The organism is Janthinobacterium sp. BJB446, from assembly GCF_002735655.1.
In the GTDB taxonomy this organism is placed as follows: Bacteria; Pseudomonadota; Gammaproteobacteria; order Burkholderiales; family Burkholderiaceae_D; genus Janthinobacterium; species Janthinobacterium lividum.
This window is the reverse complement of record NZ_PDZK01000001.1, coordinates 3,389,902-3,411,071: the sequence shown is the minus strand read 5'-3', so window position 1 is coordinate 3,411,071 and position 21,170 is coordinate 3,389,902. Positions and strand designations below refer to the sequence as shown.

At 61.5% G+C, this 21,170-nt stretch carries 18 protein-coding genes; 5 read left to right on the top strand and 13 right to left on the bottom strand.

All coding sequences use genetic code 11. From position 1 onward, the window contains the following. Nucleotides 1-61: 61 nt before the first annotated feature. The 7 genes from CSQ92_RS15065 to CSQ92_RS15035 form a co-directional block, all read right to left on the bottom strand. Nucleotides 62-493 (bottom strand): ExbD/TolR family protein, encoded by a 432-nt coding sequence (locus tag CSQ92_RS15065; RefSeq protein WP_177886013.1) that lies wholly within the window; start codon nucleotides 491-493, stop codon nucleotides 62-64. Nucleotides 494-598: 105 nt separating this feature from the next. Then, nucleotides 599-1,027: an ExbD/TolR family protein gene (locus CSQ92_RS15060; RefSeq protein WP_034785240.1), complete on the bottom strand. Its 429-nt coding sequence runs from the start codon at nucleotides 1,025-1,027 to the stop codon at nucleotides 599-601. A gap of 5 nt (nucleotides 1,028-1,032) precedes the next feature. After that, nucleotides 1,033-1,965, bottom strand: a complete 933-nt coding sequence (locus tag CSQ92_RS15055) for a MotA/TolQ/ExbB proton channel family protein (protein ID WP_162835768.1) — start codon at nucleotides 1,963-1,965, stop codon at nucleotides 1,033-1,035. An 86-nt stretch (nucleotides 1,966-2,051) separates the two neighbouring features. Further along, complete coding sequence (locus CSQ92_RS15050; RefSeq protein ID WP_034785244.1) at nucleotides 2,052-2,708, bottom strand: energy transducer TonB; 657 nt, start codon at nucleotides 2,706-2,708, stop codon at nucleotides 2,052-2,054. 539 nt (nucleotides 2,709-3,247) lie between these two features. Further along, the gene (locus CSQ92_RS15045; protein ID WP_099394727.1) at nucleotides 3,248-4,849 is read right to left on the bottom strand and encodes a SpoVR family protein; all 1,602 of its coding nucleotides are present in this window, start codon (nucleotides 4,847-4,849) and stop codon (nucleotides 3,248-3,250) included. Then, nucleotides 4,849-6,117 (bottom strand): YeaH/YhbH family protein, encoded by a 1,269-nt coding sequence (locus CSQ92_RS15040; RefSeq protein WP_034785247.1) that lies wholly within the window; start codon nucleotides 6,115-6,117, stop codon nucleotides 4,849-4,851. The genes CSQ92_RS15045 and CSQ92_RS15040 overlap by 1 nt, the downstream gene beginning before the upstream one ends. Before the next feature lie 72 nt (nucleotides 6,118-6,189). Then, nucleotides 6,190-8,112 carry a PrkA family serine protein kinase gene (locus CSQ92_RS15035; protein ID WP_034785249.1) on the bottom strand — a complete coding sequence of 641 codons (1,923 nt, stop codon included), beginning with the start codon at nucleotides 8,110-8,112 and terminating at the stop codon, nucleotides 6,190-6,192. A gap of 597 nt (nucleotides 8,113-8,709) precedes the next feature. On the opposite strand from CSQ92_RS15035, the gene CSQ92_RS15030 reads away from it, so the two are divergent. Further along, entirely contained in the window at nucleotides 8,710-9,741 is a 1,032-nt protein-coding gene (locus CSQ92_RS15030; protein WP_070281320.1) for an adenosine deaminase, read from the top strand. A 24-nt stretch (nucleotides 9,742-9,765) separates the two neighbouring features. Then, complete coding sequence (locus tag CSQ92_RS15025; RefSeq protein ID WP_099394463.1) at nucleotides 9,766-12,297, top strand: ABC transporter permease; 2,532 nt, start codon at nucleotides 9,766-9,768, stop codon at nucleotides 12,295-12,297. A gap of 2 nt (nucleotides 12,298-12,299) precedes the next feature. Here the strand turns inward: CSQ92_RS15025 and CSQ92_RS15020 are convergent, their stop codons facing one another. Both CSQ92_RS15020 and CSQ92_RS15015 read right to left on the bottom strand, forming a co-directional pair. Beyond that, on the bottom strand, nucleotides 12,300-13,307 hold the full coding sequence (locus tag CSQ92_RS15020; protein ID WP_070253702.1) for a response regulator: 1,008 nt from the start codon (nucleotides 13,305-13,307) through the stop codon (nucleotides 12,300-12,302). Nucleotides 13,308-13,310: 3 nt separating this feature from the next. Next, nucleotides 13,311-14,609, bottom strand: a complete 1,299-nt coding sequence (locus CSQ92_RS15015; protein ID WP_099394462.1) for a sensor histidine kinase — start codon at nucleotides 14,607-14,609, stop codon at nucleotides 13,311-13,313. A 152-nt stretch (nucleotides 14,610-14,761) separates the two neighbouring features. Between CSQ92_RS15015 and cqsA the strand changes: the two genes are divergently transcribed. Then, nucleotides 14,762-16,009 (top strand): alpha-hydroxyketone-type quorum-sensing autoinducer synthase, encoded by a 1,248-nt coding sequence (gene cqsA / locus CSQ92_RS15010; protein WP_099394461.1) that lies wholly within the window; start codon nucleotides 14,762-14,764, stop codon nucleotides 16,007-16,009. Between the two features lie 10 nt (nucleotides 16,010-16,019). On the opposite strand, the gene CSQ92_RS15005 is transcribed toward cqsA, so the two are convergent. From CSQ92_RS15005 to CSQ92_RS14995, 3 genes are read right to left on the bottom strand one after another with little or no spacing between them, the layout of a single operon-like run. Further along, a complete protein-coding gene (locus tag CSQ92_RS15005; protein WP_099394460.1) occupies nucleotides 16,020-16,487 on the bottom strand; it encodes a MarR family winged helix-turn-helix transcriptional regulator in 468 nt (155 codons plus the stop codon). Nucleotides 16,488-16,544: 57 nt separating this feature from the next. Then, complete coding sequence (locus tag CSQ92_RS15000; RefSeq protein WP_070253706.1) at nucleotides 16,545-16,892, bottom strand: GIY-YIG nuclease family protein; 348 nt, start codon at nucleotides 16,890-16,892, stop codon at nucleotides 16,545-16,547. A gap of 12 nt (nucleotides 16,893-16,904) precedes the next feature. Then, nucleotides 16,905-18,170: an MFS transporter gene (locus CSQ92_RS14995; RefSeq protein ID WP_099394459.1), complete on the bottom strand. Its 1,266-nt coding sequence runs from the start codon at nucleotides 18,168-18,170 to the stop codon at nucleotides 16,905-16,907. 132 nt (nucleotides 18,171-18,302) lie between these two features. Here CSQ92_RS14995 and CSQ92_RS14990 point away from each other — a divergent pair, with 132 nt between their 5' ends. Both CSQ92_RS14990 and rmuC read left to right on the top strand, forming a co-directional pair. Then, entirely contained in the window at nucleotides 18,303-18,698 is a 396-nt protein-coding gene (locus CSQ92_RS14990) for a group II truncated hemoglobin (protein WP_034785429.1), read from the top strand. A 5-nt stretch (nucleotides 18,699-18,703) separates the two neighbouring features. Continuing rightward, nucleotides 18,704-20,074 carry a DNA recombination protein RmuC gene (gene rmuC / locus CSQ92_RS14985; RefSeq protein ID WP_034785265.1) on the top strand — a complete coding sequence of 457 codons (1,371 nt, stop codon included), beginning with the start codon at nucleotides 18,704-18,706 and terminating at the stop codon, nucleotides 20,072-20,074. Nucleotides 20,075-20,083: 9 nt separating this feature from the next. Here rmuC and CSQ92_RS14980 read toward each other — a convergent pair whose 3' ends face one another. Then, a complete protein-coding gene (locus CSQ92_RS14980; RefSeq protein WP_143450367.1) occupies nucleotides 20,084-20,995 on the bottom strand; it encodes an MHFG family PEP-CTERM protein in 912 nt (303 codons plus the stop codon). Nucleotides 20,996-21,170 lie beyond the last annotated feature (175 nt).

Genomic DNA, 21,170 nt, shown 5'->3' with positions numbered 1-21,170 from the left:
AAAAGCGAATAGGCAGGAAGTCCTGCCTATTCGGATGTAAAGAGAACCTGATTGCTGCAGCTTACTGGAATTGCTCGTTGCCGACCAGACCGATTTTGGTCACGCCCAGACGCTGCGCCGACGCCATCACACCGGCGACGACTTTGTACTCCACCAGCTTGTTCGGACGCAGATGCACTTCCGGCTGGTCTGCTTGCGCAGCAACGTTGCTCAGCTTGGCTTCCAGCGAAGCGCGGTCAGGAATGACCTGATTGTCCCACAAGATCGTACCGTCAAAATCGACATCGATCGTGACGACCACTGGTTCGGTTGTCGGTGGCGGCGGGGTGCCGACCGGCATGTTCAAGTTCACCGAGTGGTTTTGCTTAGGAATCGTGATGATCAACATGATAATCAGCACCAGCATCACGTCGATGAGGGGCGTCATGTTCAGTTCCATCATTGGTTCCGGATCCGCGCCTGCTGCGCTTCCCGAACCGACATTCATACTCATAGTGTTTCCTTTAAGAAGTCCAACGAAGCACCGGGCGAAACTGCCGCCCGGTCAGCTTCTGGCGGTGGCATCCCCATGTTGCCGGGACGCCGCCGCCAGTCGCTATCAGCCCTTGTCAGGTGGTTCGGTGATGAAGCCGACCTTCTGGATCCCGGCACGTTGGGTCGTGTAAATAACCCGGCCGATCGATTCGTAGCGTGTTTCTTGGTCGCCACGAACGTGTACTTCCGGCTGCGGTACTTTCACTGCTTCAACTTTAAGATAATCGAACAATTCGTTCGTGTCTTTCAGTCTGGTCTGGCCCAGGTAAATCTCACCGTCCTTGTTAACAACGATGTTGACGTTTTCTGGCTTGCTTTGAAGGGCTTGGTTGGCCTCGATCGGCAGATCGATTTTCTGCAATTTGAGGACAACCGGACTGGTGATCAAGAAAATGATCAGCAAAACCAACATGATGTCGACGAGCGGCGTCGTGTTGATTTCTGACATTACTTGATCTTCATCTCCGCTGTCGGAGCCGACGGACATCGACATGATTCTTATCCGATCTTTTTAGCGCCGGCAGCACGGCCAGCTTCGCTGGTCGACATTACGCCGGAAACCAGAACCGAGTGAACGTCGGCGCTGAACGAGCGGATGTCTTCCATTGCGGATTTGTTACGACGAACCAGCCAGTTGTAACCCAGAACGGCAGGAACGGCGACCAGCAGACCGAAAGCGGTCATGATCAGTGCTTCACCAACTGGACCTGCAACTTTGTCGATCGATGCGTTACCGGTCATGCCGATAGCGGTCAGCGCGCCGTAAATACCCCAAACGGTACCGAACAGACCGATAAACGGTGCGGTCGAACCAACGGTTGCCAGGAACGACAGGCCATCTTGCAGACGCGATTGGACTTTGTCCGAAGCGCGCTGGATCGACATCGTCACCCAGGTCGACAGGTCGATTTGTTCCAGCAGGGCGCCGTCATGGTGTGCGGTTGCCTTGGTGCCCGATTCAGCGATGAAGCGGAATGGCGAGCCTTCGCTCAGGGTTGCCGAACCAGCAGCGATCGAAGGAGCTTTCCAGAATTTGGAAGCGGCTTCTTTGGCTTGCTTGAAGATCTTCATTTGATCCAGCAGTTTGGTGATGATGATGTACCAGCTGCCGATCGACATGATGGACAGGATGATCAGGGTAGCGCGTGGCACGAAGCCGCCGTCCCATACTGCGGACAGGCCGAACGGGTTGTGCACTTCTTCGGTTTTGGCTGGAGCTGCTGCATCAGCGGCTGGAGTTGCTGCTGCGTCTGCTGCTGGAGCGGCTGCATCTGCGGCAACTGGTGCTGGTGCAGCGTCTGCCGCAGGAGCCGAAGCGGCAGCCGATGCTGGCGCGTCAGCGAATGCCGGAGCTGCTACCAGAGCGGTAGTAGCGGTAACGGACAACAGAACCGCGGCAAAAAATGCGGACAAACGGGTATTCTTAAACATGCTTCCTCCAAAATTAAAAATAACAGATCGCTGAACGTAATGACAACGAAATCATAGTGTGAGACAGGGGATAACTGTCTCGGGTTTTAATCCAGCGACCAAACGTATTGCATTTGCTGCCAGCCTTGTTCCGGCTTGCCGTCAACTGTTGCCGGCTTAAATGTACAGCGGCTAATACCTTGCACCGCGGCTTTGTCCAGGTCTCTGAAGCCGCTGGACTTCACGATCTTCGAATCAGCGACCTTGCCGTCTACACCGATCAGGAACGACAGTGTCACCACACCGGTTTCCTCATTGCGCTGCGACGACTTTGGATAAGCCGGTTTTTCGCAGACACTGAAGTCAACCACGGCCGGCGTACGCACCGATTTGGCTGGTCCAGGAGTTGGCGCAGGCTGTGCAGGCGGTGCTGGCGGTGCCAATACATTCGTGGCTGGCTTCACAGCAGTCGTATTTGCAATCACGTTCTGTTGTGGCGGCGGCTGCTGCACGTTCACCTCGACTGGCGGAATGAATGGCGGCGGTGGCGCCTTCATTTCTGGCGGCGGTGGTGGCGGTGGAAGATCCTTCGGTGGAGGCGGTTTGACTTCCTCGATAATCTTGGTTTCAACCGGTTCCATCATTTTGGTAACTAACCGCTTGCCCAAGCCCGTCGCGATCCCGTAAGCCGCGAGAACGTGCAGCAGGACAACGACAGTTATGCCTGTGTAGTTCTTGGGACTTTTCTCGTTCGAAAAATTCATGCCTGCTTTCTCCAAATACCATCTCTTGTCTTGCAACTGAACCCCAAAATGACGACACAAAGCTCCAGCCGTATCCGGGACGTCGCCGAATTATACATACGAATTCTTTATTTTACACAGATTTTTAACGCCTAAAACCGGTTAAATTTTTGGCGCTTTTGCGCCCTGAAAACGTACTTGCTTATGTCATCTTTGCACGCTTTCGGACAGAAAAAAAGGCGGTCTTATCGGTTTTTTACAGCCGTTTTGGACGACCGCTGCTAAGTTCTCCGATGTGCCTATATGGCGGAATTATATTTCGTGATATCCAATATGGAAACTGCTAAATTTGGAGAAAAATCTTTCTTTATGGAAATGTTTTGGCTCTGAACCAGACCACTTAGCCTTCGGTGCGCACCAAACGGGTGCGGAACGCACTTCACCCAGGTCAAAAAAGGCGCTCCTGGAGGCCTATTTGAGGCCGTCAGGCCATACTGAATTCCTATACGGGCATAGGAAGCGCTTATATTCTTGCTATTGATTATTATCAACAAAGCATTTCATGGCCGGACAACCGGGTCATCGCGCCGGTTGCGCTTCTCGCGCCGGCAATTCAGGGTGCCCAGGACCACGCCCTGGGGATCGACCGTATCGAGGTGCACATCGAAGCCCCACAGCCGCGCCACATGCTTGAGCACCTCGGCTGCCTGCTGGTTCAGCGGGCGGCGCTGGAATTGCGTGTGGCGCAGGGTCAAGGCGCGGTCGTCGCGCGTATTCACGGACCACACCTGGATGTTCGGCTCGCGGTTGCCCAGGTTGTACTGCTCGGCCAGCTGCTGGCGCACGTAGCGGTAGCCGGCATCGTCATGGATGGCGGAAATGGCCAGTTTTTCATTCTTGTCGTCGTCAAGCACGGCAAAGAAGTGGAATTCGCGGATCAGTCGCGGCGACAAATACTGGGCAATGAAGCTTTCATCCTTGAAATTGCGCATGGCAAAGTCCAGGCTCTTGCGCCAGTCGCTGCCGGCCATGTCGGGAAACCAGGCGCGGTCTTCGTCCGTCGGGTGCTCGCAGATGCGGCGGATGTCGCTCATCATGGCAAATCCCAGCGCATACGGGTTGATGCCGCTGTAATACGGGCTGTCGATGGGCGGCTGGTAGACCACATTGGTATGGCTTTTCAGGAATTCCATCATGAAGCCGTCACCCACCACGCCTTCGTCATACAGCTGGTTCAATATCGTGTAATGCCAGAAGGTGGCCCAGCCCTCGTTCATGACCTGGGTTTGCCGTTGCGGGTAGAAGTACTGGGAAATCTTGCGCACGATGCGCACCATCTCGCGCTGCCATGGTTCCAGCAGCGGCGCGTACTTCTCTATAAAGTACAGCAGGTTTTCCTCGGGTTCGGGCGGAAAGCGGAGGGCGGCCTTGCGCTGGTCTTCCTCGTCCTCGTCATCCTCGCGCCGGGGCAGGGTACGCCATAGCTGGTTGATCTGCGACTGCACATAGGCTTCGCGCTCTTTCTGGCGCGCATATTCCTTCGCCATCGACAGTTTCGCCGGGCGCTTGTAGCGGTCCACGCCATAGTTCTGGATGGCGTGGCACGAGTCGAGCAGCAATTCCACGGCATCGACGCCATGGCGCTGTTCGCATTCGGCGATGTAATTCTTGGCAAACACCATATAGTCGATGATGGCGTCCGCATCCGTCCATGCGCGGAACAGGTAATTGCCCTTGAAGAAGGAATTGTGGCCGTAGGCCGCATGCGCGATCACCAGCGACTGCATGGTCAGGCTGTTTTCCTCCATGAGATAGGCGATGCAGGGGTTGGAGTTGATGACGATCTCGTAGGCCAGGCCCATCTGGCCGCGCTTGTAGCTTTTCTCGGTAGACAGAAAGTGCTTGCCGAAAGACCAGTGGTTGTAGGAGACGGGCATGCCCACGGAGGTATAGGCATCCATCATCTGTTCGGCCGTGATGATTTCCAGCTGGTTCGGATAGGTGTCGAGGCCAAACTGTTTCGCTACGCGGCGGATTTCCTCGTGGATTTGCTCGATCAGCTCGAACGTCCATTCCGACTGCTCGGGCAGGGCGTTCGGGTGGCGCAGGCGCACGAACGGTTCGCCCGGGGTGTTGCTGGCGCGGTCAAAGGCTGCACTCATCATTTCACCTGTTTCTTGAACAGTTCGCGGAAGACCGGGTAGATATCGGCCGGCGTGACGATCTTTTGCATGGCGAAATGGGCGTGATGGTCGAGCACGCCTGCGTATTGCTCCCACAGGTTTTGCTGCGGGCCATCCGTGATCTCGACATAGGTGTAGTACTGCACCTTGGGCATGATGGTGTTGATCAGCAACTGGCGGCACAGCACGGAATCGTTGTCCCAGTTGTCGCCGTCGGACGCCTGCGCCACATAGCTGTTCCATTGCCCGGCGCCATAGCGCTCGTCGATGATGGTGTTGAGCAAGTGCAGGGCGGAGGATACGACGGTGCCGCCCGACTCGCGCGAATTGAAGAATTCATGCTCGTCCACTTCGGCCGCCGCCGTATGGTGACGGATGAAGACGACTTCGATCTTGTCGTAGACGCGCTTGAGGAACAGATATAACAGGATGAAGAAGCGCTTGGCCGTGTCCTTGCGCGACTCGTCCATGGAGCCGGACACGTCCATGATGCAGAACATGACGGCTTGCGTCATCGGCTTGGGCACCTTGACGCGGTTGCTGTAGCGCAAGTCGAACGGGTCGATGAAGGGAATGGCCAGCAGGCGCGTGTGCAGGTGGTGGATCAGGCGGCGCAGTTCCGTCACCAGCGGGTCGCTGTCGGGCGCGCCTTCGTGCAGCAGTTCGGCCAGGTCTTCCTCGGCCTGCGCCAGCTGCTTGCGGGCGCCGCCGCCGACGGCGATGCGCCGCCCCAGCGCGCCGCGCAAGGAACGCAGCACATGGATGTTCGATGGCGTGCCCGACATATTGTAGCCGGCGCGCTGGTTCTTGAATTCCGTGGTGGCCGTCAGCTGGGTTTTCACCATGTGCGGCAATTCCAAGTCCTCGAAGAAATAATTCATGAATTCTTCGCGCGACAATTCAAAGATGAAATCGTCTTCCGTCGTCTCGTCGCTATTGCCCGCCTTGCCCCGCCCGCCGCCACCGCCGCCTTTCGGCCGGGCGATCTGGTCGCCTTTCAGGTATTCCTTGTTGCCGGGATTGACCACTTCCCATACGCCGCCATGCGCGTGGCCGAACGATGGTTCGCCCACGTCCTTGACGGGGATGCTGACCTTCTCGCCATTCTCGACGTCCGTGATCGAGCGTCCCTTGATGGCACGCCCCACGGCATCCTTGATCTGGCCCTTGTAACGCCGCAGGAAACGCTCGCGGTTGACGGCGGATTTATTCTTGCTTTGCAAGCGCCTGTCGATGAGATATGTCAAAGGGTGCCTCCTTGCCTCTCGTCTCGCGCGCCCCGCCATCCATCGGGCGGGAGCGCGCCTTCGCTGTCCGCGCTATGACGACTTGCGTACGCGCAAGTACCATTCGCATAACAGGCGTACCTGCTTGGCCGTATAGCCTTTTTCCACCATGCGGGCCACGAAGTCGGCGTGCTTGTTGGCATCGTCGGCGCTGGCCTTGGCATTGAAGGAAATCACGGGCAGCAATTCCTCCGTATTCGAAAACATTTTCTTTTCAATCACGGTGCGGAACTTTTCATAACTGGTCCAGGCGGGATTCTTGCCGCCGTTCGAGGCCCGCGCGCGCAAGCCGAAGTTCACGATTTCATTGCGGAAATCCTTCGGATTGGAAATGCCCGCCGGCTTCTCGATCTTTTCCAGTTCATTGTTCAGCGATTCGCGGTCGAAACTTTCGCCCGTGTCCGGATCGCGGTATTCCTGGTCCTGTATCCAGAAATCGGCAAACGTCACATAGCGGTCGAAGATGTTCTGTCCGTATTCCGAATAGCTTTCCAGGTAAGCCGTCTGGATCTCCTTGCCGATGAATTCCACATAGCGCTGCGCCAGGTGCTCCTTGATATAGGAGAAGTAGCGCTGCTCGAGTTCCGGCGCGAACTGCTCGCGCTCGACTTGCTGTTCCAGTACATATAATAGATGCACGGGATTGGCGGCCACTTCGGAATTGTCAAAGTTGAACACTTTCGACAGGATCTTGAAGGCAAAGCGCGTCGACAAGCCGTTCATGCCTTCATCCACGCCCGCGTAATCGACGTATTCATGCATGGACTTGGCTTTCGGATCCGTATCCTTGAGGTTCTCGCCATCGTAGACGAGCATCTTCGAAAAGATGCTGGAGTTTTCCGGGTCCTTCAGGCGCGACAGGATGGCGAACTGCGCCATCATGCGCAGGGTGCCGGGCGCGCATGGGGCCTTGACCAGCGAGGAATTGGCCACCAGTTTGTCGTAGATCTTGATTTCATCGGAGACGCGCAGGCAATACGGCACCTTGACTATATAGATACGGTCAAGAAACGCCTCGTTGTTGCGGTTGTTCTTGAAGGTCTTCCATTCCGACTCGTTCGAGTGGGCCAGGATGATGCCGTCGAACGGAATCGCGCCGAAGCCTTCCGTGCCCTTGTAGTTGCCTTCCTGCGTGGCCGTCAGCAGCGGATGCAAGACCTTGATGGGCGCCTTGAACATTTCCACGAATTCCATCAAGCCCTGGTTGGCCAGGCACAGGCCGCCCGAATAGCTGTAGGCGTCCGGGTCGTCCTGCGCATAGTCTTCCAGCTTGCGGATGTCGACCTTGCCCACCAGCGAAGAAATATCCTGGTTGTTTTCATCGCCCGGCTCCGTCTTCGAGATGGCGATCTGTTTCAGCACGGACGGGTAGCGCTTGACGACGCGGAACTGGTTGATATCGCCATTGTATTCATGCAGGCGCTTCACGGCCCACGGGCTGGGGATGTTGCGCAGGTAGCGGCGCGGGATGCCGTAATCCTCTTCCAGGATGGTGCCGTCTTCTTCCTCGTTGAACAGGCCCAGCGGCGATTCGTTGACGGGCGAGCCTTTCAGGCAATAGAAGGGCACATGCTCCATCAGCGACTTGAGCTTTTCCGCGATGGACGATTTGCCGCCGCCGACGGGCCCCAGCAGATACAGGATCTGCTTGCGTTCTTCCAGGCCTTGCGCCGCGTGGCGGAAATACGAGACGACTTGCTCGATGACTTCCTCGGTGCCGTAGAACTCGCGGAAGGCGGGATAGATCTTGATGATCTTGTTGGCGAAGATGCGCGACAATCGCGTGTCGTTGCGCGTGTCGACCAGTTGCGGCTCGCCGATGGCGGCCAGCATGCGTTCGGGCGCGCTGGCATAGGTCAGCTTGTCCTTCTTGCACAGGGCCAGGTATTCGGTGAGCGACATTTCCTCTTCGCGGGTGCGCTCGTAGCGTGCTGCATAGTTATCAAAAATGGTCATGTCAATGTCCTTTAATGTAAACCTGTACTGCCAGTCACCATGGCCGCCCGCCTGGCACTCGCCTGGGCTTGCCGTCTGAACTTTTCCTGTACCCCGTATCGATTTTTATTGTTGTTTCAAGCCCGGCTGTCTTTGCGAGTCCGGATTGCCCGGACCAAAAAACTGGCGCTTGATGCCGTGTGCTGACGTAGCCAGCCGGCTTTTTTTTCACTGTTGATAGCGCTTGTTGCACCTACCTTTACCCCATGAAATTTATTATTGCTCTAAAGGATCAGGAAGTCAAAAGATATGTCAGCATATCCTTAATACTTGTTTGTAAATTGTTGATTTAATTGGATAAATCATCAGATTTTCCATCAATTTCAATGAACCTTTTTGTACCTTTTAAATCATCATACGACAATTCGCCAGCGCGTGCCGGAGCCGGCCATGGCGCTGCCGCGGCCTGCGCCATGGCGGCCGGGCGCCGGTGAGGCTGGCCATCTTGCGCTAAGATGCCTGCATGTCTGATGGCCCTGCGCGCCGCGCGTGCGTCTTCCGCGCCGCGCCCGGCGCGTGCGAGCCAGCATTTTTATCGTCACCCTATAAGGAACACCCATGATGAACCCCCAATTGCGCGCGATCGTCCGCGGCATGCCGAAGGCCGAACTGCATATCCATATCGAAGGCTCGCTGGAGCCAGAACTGATTTTCGCACTGGCAGAGCGCAATGGCGTGCCGCTGGGCTATGAATCGGTGGAACACTTGCGCAGCGCCTATGCTTTTACGGATTTGCAGTCTTTTCTCGACATTTATTACGCTGGCGCAAGCGTGCTCTTGAAAGAGCAGGATTTCTATGACATGACGCAAGCCTACCTGCGCCGCGCCGAAGCCGATAACGTGCTGCACACGGAAATCTTCTTCGACCCGCAAACGCACACGGCGCGCGGCGTGGCCATGGCCGACGTGATCAACGGCATCCACCGCGCCTGCCAGGACAGTCCCGTCAGCGCGGCCCTGATCCTGTGCTTCCTGCGCCACCTGAGCGAGGAAGAAGCGTTCGAGACCCTGGAAGACGCGCTGCCGCACCGCGACAAATTCATCGGCATCGGTCTCGACTCGTCGGAAGTGGGCAACCCGCCCGAGAAATTCTCGCGCGTGTTTGCCCGTTGCCGCGAGCTGGGCCTGCACCTGGTGGCCCACGCTGGCGAGGAAGGTCCGCCAGCCTACATCCGCACGGCACTCGACGACTTGCAGGTCGAACGCATCGACCATGGCGTGCGCTGCCTGGAAGACGCGGAACTGACGGCCCGCCTGGCGCGCGAACAGGTCGCCTTGACGGTCTGCCCGCTGTCGAACACCAAGCTGCGCGTGTTCGACCAGATGCATGACCACAACCTGGTGCAACTGCTCGACGCCGGCCTGCTGGTGACGGTGAACTCGGACGATCCCGCGTATTTCGGCGGCTACATGAACGACAATTTCGACGCCATCTTCGACGCCTTGCCGCTGGGCCTGTCCCACGCGCAACGCCTGGCGCGCAACGGTTTCATCGCCGCCTTCCTGCCGCAAGCGCAGAAAGACGCCTTCCTCGCTACCGTCGATGCGTATTTCGCCCAGCACGCGGCCGCCCACGGCAGCGCGCAATAACATCTTCATAAAGACCCGCCGCCCATGTTCCGCCTCTCCCTGAAAATGACCGGCCGCGACTGGCGCGCCGGGCAACTGCGTTTCCTGCTCGTCGCGCTGATCGTCGCCGTGGCGGCCCTGTCGGCCGTGGGCTTCTTCGTCGACCGCCTGCGCGCGGGCCTGAACCGCGACGCGCACCAGTTGCTGGGGGCCGACCTGGTCATCAGCGCCGACCAGCCCGTCAATGCCGCATGGCGCGCGGAAGCGCAGAAGCGCGGCTTCCTCCTGGCCGACACGGTGACGTTTCCCAGCATGGCGCAGGCGGGCGAGGGCGAACAGTCGCTGTCGCAGCTGGCGTCCATCAAGGCCGTCTCGCCCGGCTACCCGCAGCGGGGCAAGCTGAAAATCACGACCAAACCGAGCGAGGCGCAGGATGCCGTGGGACGGCCAACCGACCAGGTGCCGGCGCCCGGCACCCTGTGGGTCGACGCGGCCATCCTGTCCAGCCTGAACGCCAGGCTGGGCGACACCCTGACCCTGGGCGACAAGGCATTTACGGTCACGCAACTGATCGCCAGCGAGCCGGACCGCGGCGCCTCCTTCCTCAATTTCGCGCCGCGCGTGATGCTGCCCCTCAGTGATCTTGCCGCCACGGCGCTGGTGCAGAACGGTTCGCGCGTGTCATACCGGCTGCTGCTGTCGGCGCCGCCCGCCAAGGCGGCCGAGCTTGCGCAATATCAAACCTGGCTGGAAAGCCAGATCAAGACGCAGGCCATCAAGGGCGTGCGCATCGAGTCGCTGGAATCGGGCAGTCCGCAGATGCAGTCGACCCTGGACCGCGCCGACCGTTTCCTGTCCCTCGTCGGCTTGCTGTCGGCCATGCTGGCGGCCGTTGCCGTGGCCATGGCGGCGCGCCGCTTCATGCTGCGCCACCTGGATGCCTGCGCCATGCTGCGCTGCCTGGGCTTGACGCAAAACCAGGTCACGGCCATGTACGTGATCGAATTCCTGCTCGTTGGCCTGGCCGGCAGCGTGGTCGGCGTGATGGTGGGCTTCGGCGGCCACCTGGTATTGCTGGAGCTGTTGGGGAAACTGGTGCAGAGCGACTTGCCGCCCGTCTCGATGCTGCCCGCGCTGCAGGGCGTGGCCACCGGCATGCTGTTGTTGCTGGGCTTTGCCCTGCCGCCGATTTTGCAGTTGCGCAATGTTCCCCATAACCGCGTGATCCGCCGCGAACAGGAGCCGCCGCAGGCGCTGGCCGTGGCCACGTACGGCCTGGGCATCGCTGCCTTCGTCGTGCTGCTGTTGTGGCAGGCGGGCGACGTGAAACTGGCGCTGCTGACGGCGGCCGGCTTCCTGGGCGGCTTCGCCCTGTTCGGCCTGGCCGGCTGGCTGGGCATCAAGTCGCTGAAAACCCTGCGCGGCGCCTTCAATCACCAGGGCTGGCGTTTTGCTGTCACGTCCCTGCAGCGCCGCCCGGGCGCCACCGTCATCCAGGTGGTGTCGCTGGCGCTGGGCCTGATGGCCTTGCTGCTGCTGACGGTGGTGCGCGGCGACTTGATGGTGGCCTGGCGCAATGCCACGCCGCCGGACGCGCCGAACCGCTTCATGATCAATATCCTGCCGGAACAGAAAGACCCGATCGCCGCGCGCCTGGCCCAGGCCGGCGTGGCCAACGCGCCCTTGTATCCGATGATACGCGGGCGCCTGGTGGCCGTGAACGGCAACGCCATCACGGAAACCACCTACGAGGACGACCGGGCCAAGGGCCTGGCCGACCGCGAATTCAACCTGTCGACGATGGCCACGATGCAGGAAGAAAACAAGCTGGTCGCCGGCAAGTGGTTCGGCAATGGGCCCGGTGCGCCGGCCGAGGCATCGGTGGAGGAGGGCATCGCCAAGACATTGAAACTGAAACTGGGCGACAAGCTGCGCTTCGACATCGCCGGCCAGCCCGTGGAAGCGGCCATTACCAGCTTGCGCAAGTTGGAATGGGGCTCGATGCGCGTCAATTTCTTTGTCATCATCAATCCGGCCGCGATGGCGGACACGCCGCAGACGTGGATCACGGCCTTTCACCTGCCGCCCGCGCAGGCGGACCTGGGCAATGCCTTGCTGCGCGATTATCCGAACCTGACGGTGGTCGACGTGGGCGGCGTGCTCAAGCAGATCCAGGGCGTGCTGGACCAGGTGGTCACGGCCGTCGAATTCCTGTTTGCCTTCACGCTGGCATCGGGCTTGCTGGTGCTGTATGCGGCCCTGATGGGTTCGCAGGACGAGCGCACGCGCGAAGCGGGACTGCTGCGCGCGCTGGGCGCCACGCGGCGCCAGCTGGCGCAGGCCCAGTTGATCGAGTTTTCGCTCGTCGGCGCCCTGGCCGGCTTGCTGGCGGCATCGGGCGCGGCCGCCATGGGCTGGGCGCTGGCCACGTATCAGTTCAAGTTCGCCTGGAGCTTCGCGCCCGGCGTGTGGGCCTTTGGTTTGCTGGCTGGCGCCCTGTGCGCGATTGCCGGCGGCTGGCTGGGCTTGCGTAACGTGCTGAAACATCCGCCCCTGCAGACCTTGCGGGAAGGCTAGTCTTAAGCGCTGACGCTATCGCCTGCGCCCGCCCGCAGAAATTGCGCGTAGGACATCACCGGCTGCCCCAGCTGGTGCGCTGGCACGTCGAACAGGGCCCAGAAATACGTCATGCGGCCCAGGCAGATGGTGGGCGCGGCGCAGTAGCGGAACCAGTTTTCGCCGATCTGCGCCGCGTACATGCCGTCGCTGTCGGCGTCGGAAAAGTAGGGAATCACGCGCATTTCCAGCAGGGCCAGCAGCAGTGACTCGGGCGCGTCGCTGTCGCGCGCCATTTCGTACTGCGTATGCAGACTGCGTTCCGTCTCGATGATCATCAGCTTGGCGTGGCCTTCGCGCGTGAAGAACAGGATGCCGCTGGGATTGGGGAAAATATAGTATTCGACAAAACCATGGCGCTGGCACAGCTCGTGCACGACGGCGGCCAGCGCTTCGTCTTGCAGGAAACTGTAGTCGTGCAGCATCAGCAAGTCGCGCACGGTTTCCGATTGCTGCAGGAAGAACTCGCGCTGCAGGGCAACGATTTCCTGTTCCAGGATGTCGAGCGCATCGTCGTCGCTCTTCTTGATGTAGCGGTCGATCAAGCCCCGGTTGAAGGCCGTCACGGCCACTTTTTCATCGGCCGCGCCCGTAAATAGAATCTTCTTGCACGGCAAGTCGCGCACGGCCTGGCAAAATTCCAGACCATTCATCTGCGGCATCGAATAATCGACCACCAGCACGGAGGGCACGGCAAAGCGCTGCGCCTGGCCGCTGATGCGCCAGATGCGTTCGATGTCGAGCGCCACGTTGCATTGGTCGGGCGGCAGGTTTTGCGTGTCGAAGTTGACGTGCAGCGGCGTTTCGCCCGGCTGCGCGCTCTGGCGCAACCAGTGCAGGGCGCTGCTGGTGTCGTGGAAGGTCTTGCGCGCCAGGCCGGGATCGAGCTGGAACGCCAGGCTTTTCAGGAAGGAATCGCTGTCGTCGATCAATACGGTCAGGGTCGGATGGGTGTAGACGGGCAGTTGCATGCGTCACCTTGCGGGGGAAGAGGGTTGGAAGCGGGCAGGCACGGGCTGGGGGAATTCCAGGATGAAAATCGCATAGGCGTGCTCGCGCGACACGCAGCGGATGCGCGCCTGCCAGGCGGTGACGATCTGCCGGCACAGGGCCAGGCCGATGCCGCTGCCGTTATGGACGGGATAGGAGTAAAAACGCTCGAAGATCAGCGGCAGGCGGTTCTTCGCGATGCCGCAGCCCGTGTCGATGAACAGCAGCCTGGGCACGGGGCGGGCGCCGTCGATGATGATGCGCACGCGTCCCTTGCCTGCTCGCTGGATGGCTTTCAGCGCGTTTCTCAGCAGGTTCAGCAGGATCACCACGCACAGTTCGTCCTGGCCGGCGAACTGGAAGTCGGCGCGCACGTCCACCTTGACGCTGCTGCGCTGGCTATTGCTGGTAAATGGGTAGCGCTTGAGCACGGCGTTCACCATCTCCAGCATCGATAGCGCCTGGCTAGGCTGGAGGTTGCGGTTCACGGCACTGGCGCTCATCAGGAACAGATCGATCATGTGATGCATGTGGCGCACTTCGAACTGGATGCGCGACAGGGCTTCCTGCAACGGAGGCATGTCCTCCGCCTGGTCGGCCAGCTGCGGCAGCAGCCGGCGCATGCCTCGCACATTGGCTTCCACGCTGGTCAGCGGCGTGCGCAGCTCGTGCGCCACGGAACCGAGCCCGGCCGCCAGGCCTGCCAGCCGTTCCAGTTCCAGCACCTTGCTGCCCACTTTCACCACGGACAGCGCGGCAATGGTGAACCAGTGCACGGGCAGTTGCTGCAGCACTTCACGTTGCAGCAGGAGGCCGCCTTCCCCCTGCAGGATGACGGCGAGGCAGGCGGCGCTGGTGCCGATCAGGTAGGCGCAGCACGCCAGTTTCGTTTCGAAATGAAACAGCACGACCAGGCCGATCAGCAGCGATTCGCTCCAGATGGACGACGCATGGTTCATCAGAAACATGAAAGTAAAGAAGAAGGGCAGGATGTAGCTGAGCGCGAACAGCAGGTAACGCGACAGCCAGCGGACCGAGAAGCGGCGGGCAAACAGGCCAGCCATGCAAATGCCCACGCCCGTCAGGCGCAGGGTCAGGTTTTCATAGGCTTGCGGAAAAAAGTAATGCCACAGCAGGTAGTACAGCGGCATCGCCACCGTGCCCACGGCGGCCAGCATGGCGACTCGGCCGGCCAGGTCCTCATGCGGCACGCGCTCATGCAGCAGCGAATGGAGCAGGCGCCTGCGCCAGTGTGTCCATCGTCCTTGCAATTGCTGCGTCATGACTCTGCCTAGATTCTCTTTAGAACATTATCATCGCGTAAATTTTCCTGGTTGAACGGTTATCTCGTCGGACATTGATATACGTCAATGGATGGGTTTGCAACACGGTCAAGGCTTTAATTTGCAGCAAACCTTTCCCTAGGAGAAAAACCATGACTATCGCTACCAGCGTGCATACCCCATCTTTCGCCCGTGCCGAACACTGCCTGCCCGACTACATCGTGCGGCGCATGGATGCGCATCACATCACGCGCATCGAAAAACTGCTGGGCGGCCAGCATCCCCATGCCTGGCAACCGACCCCCGCCCATGCTATTTTCCTGGCGGGCAATGACTACCTGTCCATCGCCGCCGAGCCGACGCTGGTGGCGGCGCAGGTGGCATCCCTGCAGGCGCATGCGGGCGGCATGCTGATGTCGGCCGTGTACTTGCAGGAAGGTAGCGAACAGCACCGGCTGGAAAGCCGGCTGGCCCGCTTCATGGGCTGCGAGGATGGCATCCTGGCGCAGTCCGGCATGGCGGCCAACGTCGGCTTGCTGCAGTGTATCGCCGGCCCCGGCATTCCCGTCTACCTGGACATGCAGGCTCACGCGTCGCTGTGGGAAGGCGTGCTGTCGGCCCAGGCCCAGGCCGTGCCCTTCCTGCACAACGACATGACGCACCTGCGGCGGCAGGTGGCAAAGCATGGCCGCGGGGTGATTGTCGTCGATGCCCTGTACAGCACCAACGGCAGCCTGGCGCCGCTGCTGGAGCTGCTCGATATCGCCGAGCGCAGCGACTGCGTGGTGGTGGTCGACGAGTCGCATTCGCTGGGCACGCACGGCCCGCAGGGCGCGGGCCTGGTGGAAGCCTGGGGACTGGGCCACCGCGTGCATTTCCGCACGGCATCGCTGGCCAAGGCCTTCGCGGGCCGGGCCGGTTTCATCAGCTGTTCCAGCCGCTTCAAGGGGTATTTCTTGTCTGAATCACGCCCCGCCATCTTCAGTTCCTGCCTGCTGGCGCATGAGCTGGCGTGGCTGGGCGCGGCGCTCGATTTCATCATGGCCGCCGACGAGCGCCGCGCCACCCTGCGGCGCCACACGCTGCAGGTGCGCGACGGTTTGCGCGCGCTGGGCTACAACGTCAGCGATGGCACGGAGCAGATCGTGGCGCTGGAGGCGGGCGGCGAACCGGCCACCCTGGCCCTGCGCCAGGCGCTGGAACGGCACGGCATTTACGGCGCCATGTTTTGTGCCCCGGCTACGGCGAAGAACCGCGCCATCGTGCGCCTGACCCTGAATGCGGGCTTGCGCGAGGATGAGTGCGCAAGAGTGCTGGCCGCCTGCGCCGCCATCCGCGACGAAACGGGCGTGGAACACTGGCAGTCGACGCGGCGCCTGCGCAAGCTGGCGCTCGTGTAAGGGGGACGCGTCAGCCGTTCGCTGGCTGGCTGCCGGCGATGCCGGCCAGCAGCATGGACAGCGGTGCCAGCTGTTCCGCGCTGGCGCTGCCCAGCAATTCCTGGCCCAGTGCCTGCGCTGTCGCATCGGCGTGGAGCAGCAGGGCTTGTCCCGTTTCCGTGATGACGGCATAGCCGACGCGGGCATCGCGCGCATCGGCCTGGCGCGCCACCAGGCCGATTTTTTCCAGCGGCATCAAGGAGCGCGTGATGCCGGACGCCGTCAGCGCCAGGCGTTCGGCCAGGTCGATGCGGCGCAGGCGGCCGCCGGGCGCGCGCTGCAAGTGGTACAGCAACTGATAATCGCTGAAGCTCAGGCCATGCAGATTGCCCAGGATGCTGTCGAAGCGGCGCACCAGCACGGCCTGGGCGCGCGCCAGGCGCAGGCAGAAGTCCAGCGCGCTGGCACCGTCCGGCGGCGGGGGAGTGTGATCGATCATGACGTCCTTTCAATTCGCTGCGAAGTGCTTGAGTGCGCAAGTGTAAAGCATGGCCGCTCAATAGCGTGCCTGTCCCTGCTCCAGCAGCTGTGCCTGGTACAGCGCCAGCAGGGCGTCCAGTTCGGCATCCGCATCGAAGGCGGGATCGTCGGGCACCTTGACGGCATCGAGCAGCTCGAAACGGAAGGCCGCCGCGCCGTCGCGTTGCCAGTCCGCCTGCAGGAGGGCGTTGCGGTGCTTGCCCAGGTTCAGTTCGAAGCGATGGCGGTTCAGCGCGCCAGGGGCATTGCGGCTGCGTTCGAGCAGGGTGCGTCCGCTGGGCAAGTGGCGCAGCGCGATGATGCCCAGCGCGGGCGCTTGTTGCCGGTAGGCCGCTTTCAGGGCCGCTTGTCGTGTTTTATCCATGCTGTGACTGCCTTAAGGTTGAACTGCATAATCGCTTGCCCCGATGCGGGGAATATCCGTCCACAGGATGGCGGCCATGGCGGCGGCCAGCAGCAGGGCGCCGCCAGCGCAGAACAGCTCGCCCACGCTCAGGTGGCGCAGCAACGCACCCGTGGCCGCCGCCGACAGGGGCGCCAGTCCCAGGAAGATGCCCATGAACAGTGCCATCGCGCGGCCCAGCATGGCGGGCGCCACGCGCCGCTGTATCCACGTAAAGATGGCTACCTGCACATAGCCGCCCAGCATTCCCGTGACGGCCAGCAAGGCCGCGCCCTGCCAGGCCGTGCCGATTTGCCCCAGCGCCATCAGCAGCAGGCCCACGACCGCATCGACCAGCAGCAGGGTGGCGCCGAAGCGGCGGCGCAGCCAGGCGCCGCCCAGGCTGGACGCCAGCATGCCGGCCAGGGTGCCGGCGCCGTGCGCGCCCATCAGCACACCCAGCGCCGCGGCGCCGTGCAGGCGCTCGCTGGCCAGCACGGGCAAGGCCACTTGCAGCGGCCCCATGACGAAGAAGGCCACCACCGCCCAGTACACATAGCAGCTGCGCAAGGGAATGTCGCGCCACACCATGGCCAGGCCCGCCGCCATGTCGCGCCACATGCCCTGCGCCGCCGCCACGGCCAGTGGCCGCAGGCTGACTTGCCGCAAGGTCCAGGCCGAGAACAGGAACGTCAGCGCATCGATGGCAAAGGCGGCGGCCAGCGCCGCCATGCCGGTGTGCCGGGCGCCATCGTGCGTGCCGAGCGCGAGCGCCGCCAGCAGGGGACCGGCCAGCAAGGACAACTGGCGCGCGCCCATCTGCAGGCTGTTGGCCGCTTGCAGTGACTGCGCCGGCACGGCTTGCGGCAGGATGGCCGTGCCGGCGGGAATGCCGAAGGCGGAAGCGATGCCCAGTGCCAGCGCGGCCGCATACGCCAGCGCCAGGCTGGCCTGGTCCAGCAGCAGCAGCCCGGCCAGCGCCAGCAGGATGGCGGCATTGGCCAGTTTGCTTGCCAGCAGTACGCGCCGGGGCGAATGCCGGTCGGCGACCGTGCCACCCAACAAGATGAGCACGGCGCGGGGCGCGCCCATCAGGGCCACGGCGATGCCCAGGCTGAGGCTATCGCCCGTCAGGCTCAGCACCAGCCACGGCAGGGCCAGCATGCTGAACTGGTCGCCCAGCATGGACACGAGGCCGCCGCCCAGCAGCCAGCGGAAGTTGGTATTGCGCATCAAGTGGGATTCTGCGGTGGTCGACATGCTGTATCTTCCCGTGTTTAAAGATTGTATAGTAGTTGATACAAGCTTGAGTTGTCAAGTATATTGCTTTTTATTGTGGCAGCGACAGCTGCCGCCGCATGAGGCGCCAGCGCTTGCGCTATCATGGCGGCCATGACTGATACCACTGCCCCCACCCTGTACGAGACCATCGGCGGCGCCCCCGTGCTGCGCGAAATGGTCGACCGTTTTTATGACTTGATGGAACTCGAAGCCGAGTTCGCCGGCATCCGCGTCATGCATCCGCCATCGACGGACGGCTCGCGCGACAAGCTGTATTTCTTCCTCACGGGCTGGATGGGCGGACCGGATTTGTATATCGAGAAATTCGGCCACCCGCGCCTGCGCGCCCGTCACTTGCCCTACGCCATCGGCACCAGCGAGCGCGACCAGTGGCTGCGCGCCATGGCCTGGGCCATGGAAGACACGGGCATCGAAGAATCCTTGCGCGTACGCCTGATGGAATCGTTCTATCAGACGGCCGACTGGATGCGCAACAAGCCTGACTGACACCCATGAGCCCAATCGAGTTTTACAGCCTGCTGGGCGCCGCCATCGTCGCCATCGTCCTGTTGCTATTGATCTTGCTGCGCCCGCGTGGCGCGGCCGGCGATGGCGCCACCACCCTGGCCCTGGTGCAACAGCACCAGCAGCAAAGCCTGGATCGCATCGACCGGGTCGAGCGCGAAGTGCGGCTGCAACTGCAGGCATCGGCGCAAGCGACGCGCCAGGATCTGGCCACCGGCCTGGCGCAATTCCAGGCGGCGACCTTGCAACAGCTCGACAGCCTGCGCACGCAGATGCAGGCGCAGGGGAAAGTCGGGCGCGAAGAGCAGGCGCAAAGCCTGGCGCGCTTTGCCGAGAGTACCAATCAAACCCTGGCCCAGCTGACGGAATCGAATGCGCAGCGCATGCTGGAAGTGCGCGCCACGCTGGAGAACAAGATCCGCGACTTGCAGGCCGACAATGGCGCACGCCTGGAAGAGATGCGCAAGACGGTCGACGAGAAACTGCACGCCACCCTGGAAACGCGCCTCAGTGCGTCGTTCCAGCAAGTGTCGGAGCGGCTGGAAAAAGTCCACCAGGGTCTCGGTGAAATGCAGCAGCTGGCGCTGGGCGTGGGCGATTTGAAGCGGGTACTCACCAATGTGAAGACGCGTGGCACCTGGGGCGAAGTGCAGCTGGAAATGCTGCTGGAGCAGGTACTCACTGTCGACCAGTATGCAAAGAACGTGGAAACCGTGGCCGGCAGCGGCGCGCGCGTGGAATTCGCCTTGAAATTGCCGGGCCTCTCCGACGGCGGCCCTCCCGTGTGGATGCCGATCGACGCGAAGTTTCCCAAGGAACAGTACGAGCGCCTGGTCGAGGCGGCCGAGCGGGCCGATGCCGACGGCGTGGCCCTGGCCGGACGCGAGCTGGAACGGGCCGTGCGCGGCGAAGCGAAAACCATCGCCGAGAAATACCTGGCGCCGCCGCACACCACCGACTTTGCCATCCTGTTCCTGCCCACGGAAGGCTTGTATGCGGAAGTGTTGCGCCGCCCGGGCCTGGCCGACGAATTGCAGCGCGTGCACCGGGTCAGCATCGCCGGACCATCCACGTTGACGGCCTTGCTCAACAGCCTGCAGATGGGTTTCCGCACCCTGGCGCTGGAAAAGCGCTCGTCGGAAGTGTGGCAAGTGCTGGGCGCCGTCAAGACGGAGTTCGGCAAGTTCGGCGACGTGCTGTCGCAAACCCGGCTGACCCTGGAAAAGGCGGCGAAGAATATTGAAAGCGCGGAAGTGCGCAGCCGGCAGATGGCGCGCAAATTGAAATCCGTGGAAGCCTTGCCGGGCGAGGCGGCCGCCTTGCTGCTGGGTAAGGCGGACGCCGGCGACGGCGAGTAGCGCGCCGCCTCAGGCTGCCCGCACAGTGCAGCGGCGCAGCGCGCTGTAGCCGACCAGCGCCAGTCCCGCCAGCAGCATGGCCCAGGTTTGCGGTTCGGGCACGGCCGGCAAGACCGTCGGCACCGTGGGTGGAAAGGTGGGGATGATCACGGTGGGCGGCACGATGATGCTGCTGCCCTGGTCCGGCGGCAGACCGCCACCACCGCCGCCGCCGCCGCCCATGCCGGCCGGCGGCGTGATGCCGCCGACGGTGCGCACATAATTGTTGAAAGGCAGGAATGGAATGCTGGCCACCTCGGGCGGCATGGCGCCGCCCGTGAAAGAACCGCCGCGCAAGGCGTCGGGATTGTCGATCAGTGGCACGCCTGCCGCTTCCGGGGCGGCGGGGGCGGCCGCAACAGGCGCTGCACCGCCGGGCGCGGCGCCTGCCGCCGGCGGCGCCGACGCGGGTGCCTGCGTGATACGGCTGACGTTACGGCAAATCGTCGGCACGAGGATGCACTGGCCCTGTACGCAATACACGAGTCCCCGTTCCTGCATCTGTTCGCTCCAGCCTGCACGTGTGACATTGCGGCAAACGCGCCCAGGGCCGAAATGCATGTCGCTGATGCGCGTGTTGTAGTTGCCCTTGCCGCGGATGGCGTCGCGGCTGATCACCACGATCTCATCGTACTGGCGCGCGCGCATGCGCTCCTTCAATTGTTCGCGCACTGGCGGCGCGATATCCGTATAGCGGTCTACCGCCGCCACCACGTCACCCATGAACGGGTCGACGCCTGGACGGTTCCAGTTACAGTTATCCAGCACACCGGCGCGCGCGATGCCTTTCGCGCTGGCGGTCAAGGGCGCCAGGGACAAGGTAGCAAGCAGGCATGCCACGCCCAGCATGCTGGCTCCCGCGATCCATGAGCTGTGTCTCATTGTTAGTTTCCTCATGAAAACAATATCAAAATTGAACTTTATACAAGTTTGAATGTTATCACCGAAGAAACTTCAATATCAACTAATAAATAAAATTATTACAATTAGTGTTGTCTTTATTGATTTATTGGTCGTGGAAATGATTAATATTTTTATCTTGATAGCCGAACAGTTG

Bases quoted from the DNA above. Each gene is read 5' to 3' on its own strand.
- CSQ92_RS15065 (WP_177886013.1), bottom strand. From the start codon at position 493: ATGAGTATGAATGTCGGTTCGGGAAGCGCAGCAGGCGCGGATCCGGAA.
- CSQ92_RS15060 (WP_034785240.1), bottom strand. From the start codon at position 1,027: ATGTCGATGTCCGTCGGCTCCGACAGCGGAGATGAAGATCAAGTAATG.
- CSQ92_RS15055 (WP_162835768.1), bottom strand. From the start codon at position 1,965: ATGTTTAAGAATACCCGTTTGTCCGCATTTTTTGCCGCGGTTCTGTTG.
- CSQ92_RS15050 (WP_034785244.1), bottom strand. From the start codon at position 2,708: ATGAATTTTTCGAACGAGAAAAGTCCCAAGAACTACACAGGCATAACT.
- CSQ92_RS15045 (WP_099394727.1), bottom strand. From the start codon at position 4,849: ATGAGTGCAGCCTTTGACCGCGCCAGCAACACCCCGGGCGAACCGTTC.
- CSQ92_RS15035 (WP_034785249.1), bottom strand. From the start codon at position 8,112: ATGACCATTTTTGATAACTATGCAGCACGCTACGAGCGCACCCGCGAA.
- CSQ92_RS15030 (WP_070281320.1), top strand. From the start codon at position 8,710: ATGATGAACCCCCAATTGCGCGCGATCGTCCGCGGCATGCCGAAGGCC.
- CSQ92_RS15025 (WP_099394463.1), top strand. From the start codon at position 9,766: ATGTTCCGCCTCTCCCTGAAAATGACCGGCCGCGACTGGCGCGCCGGG.
- CSQ92_RS15020 (WP_070253702.1), bottom strand. From the start codon at position 13,307: ATGCAACTGCCCGTCTACACCCATCCGACCCTGACCGTATTGATCGAC.
- CSQ92_RS15015 (WP_099394462.1), bottom strand. From the start codon at position 14,609: ATGACGCAGCAATTGCAAGGACGATGGACACACTGGCGCAGGCGCCTG.
- cqsA (WP_099394461.1), top strand. From the start codon at position 14,762: ATGACTATCGCTACCAGCGTGCATACCCCATCTTTCGCCCGTGCCGAA.
- CSQ92_RS15005 (WP_099394460.1), bottom strand. From the start codon at position 16,487: ATGATCGATCACACTCCCCCGCCGCCGGACGGTGCCAGCGCGCTGGAC.
- CSQ92_RS15000 (WP_070253706.1), bottom strand. From the start codon at position 16,892: ATGGATAAAACACGACAAGCGGCCCTGAAAGCGGCCTACCGGCAACAA.
- CSQ92_RS14995 (WP_099394459.1), bottom strand. From the start codon at position 18,170: ATGTCGACCACCGCAGAATCCCACTTGATGCGCAATACCAACTTCCGC.
- CSQ92_RS14990 (WP_034785429.1), top strand. From the start codon at position 18,303: ATGACTGATACCACTGCCCCCACCCTGTACGAGACCATCGGCGGCGCC.
- rmuC (WP_034785265.1), top strand. From the start codon at position 18,704: ATGAGCCCAATCGAGTTTTACAGCCTGCTGGGCGCCGCCATCGTCGCC.
- CSQ92_RS14980 (WP_143450367.1), bottom strand. From the start codon at position 20,995: ATGAGACACAGCTCATGGATCGCGGGAGCCAGCATGCTGGGCGTGGCA.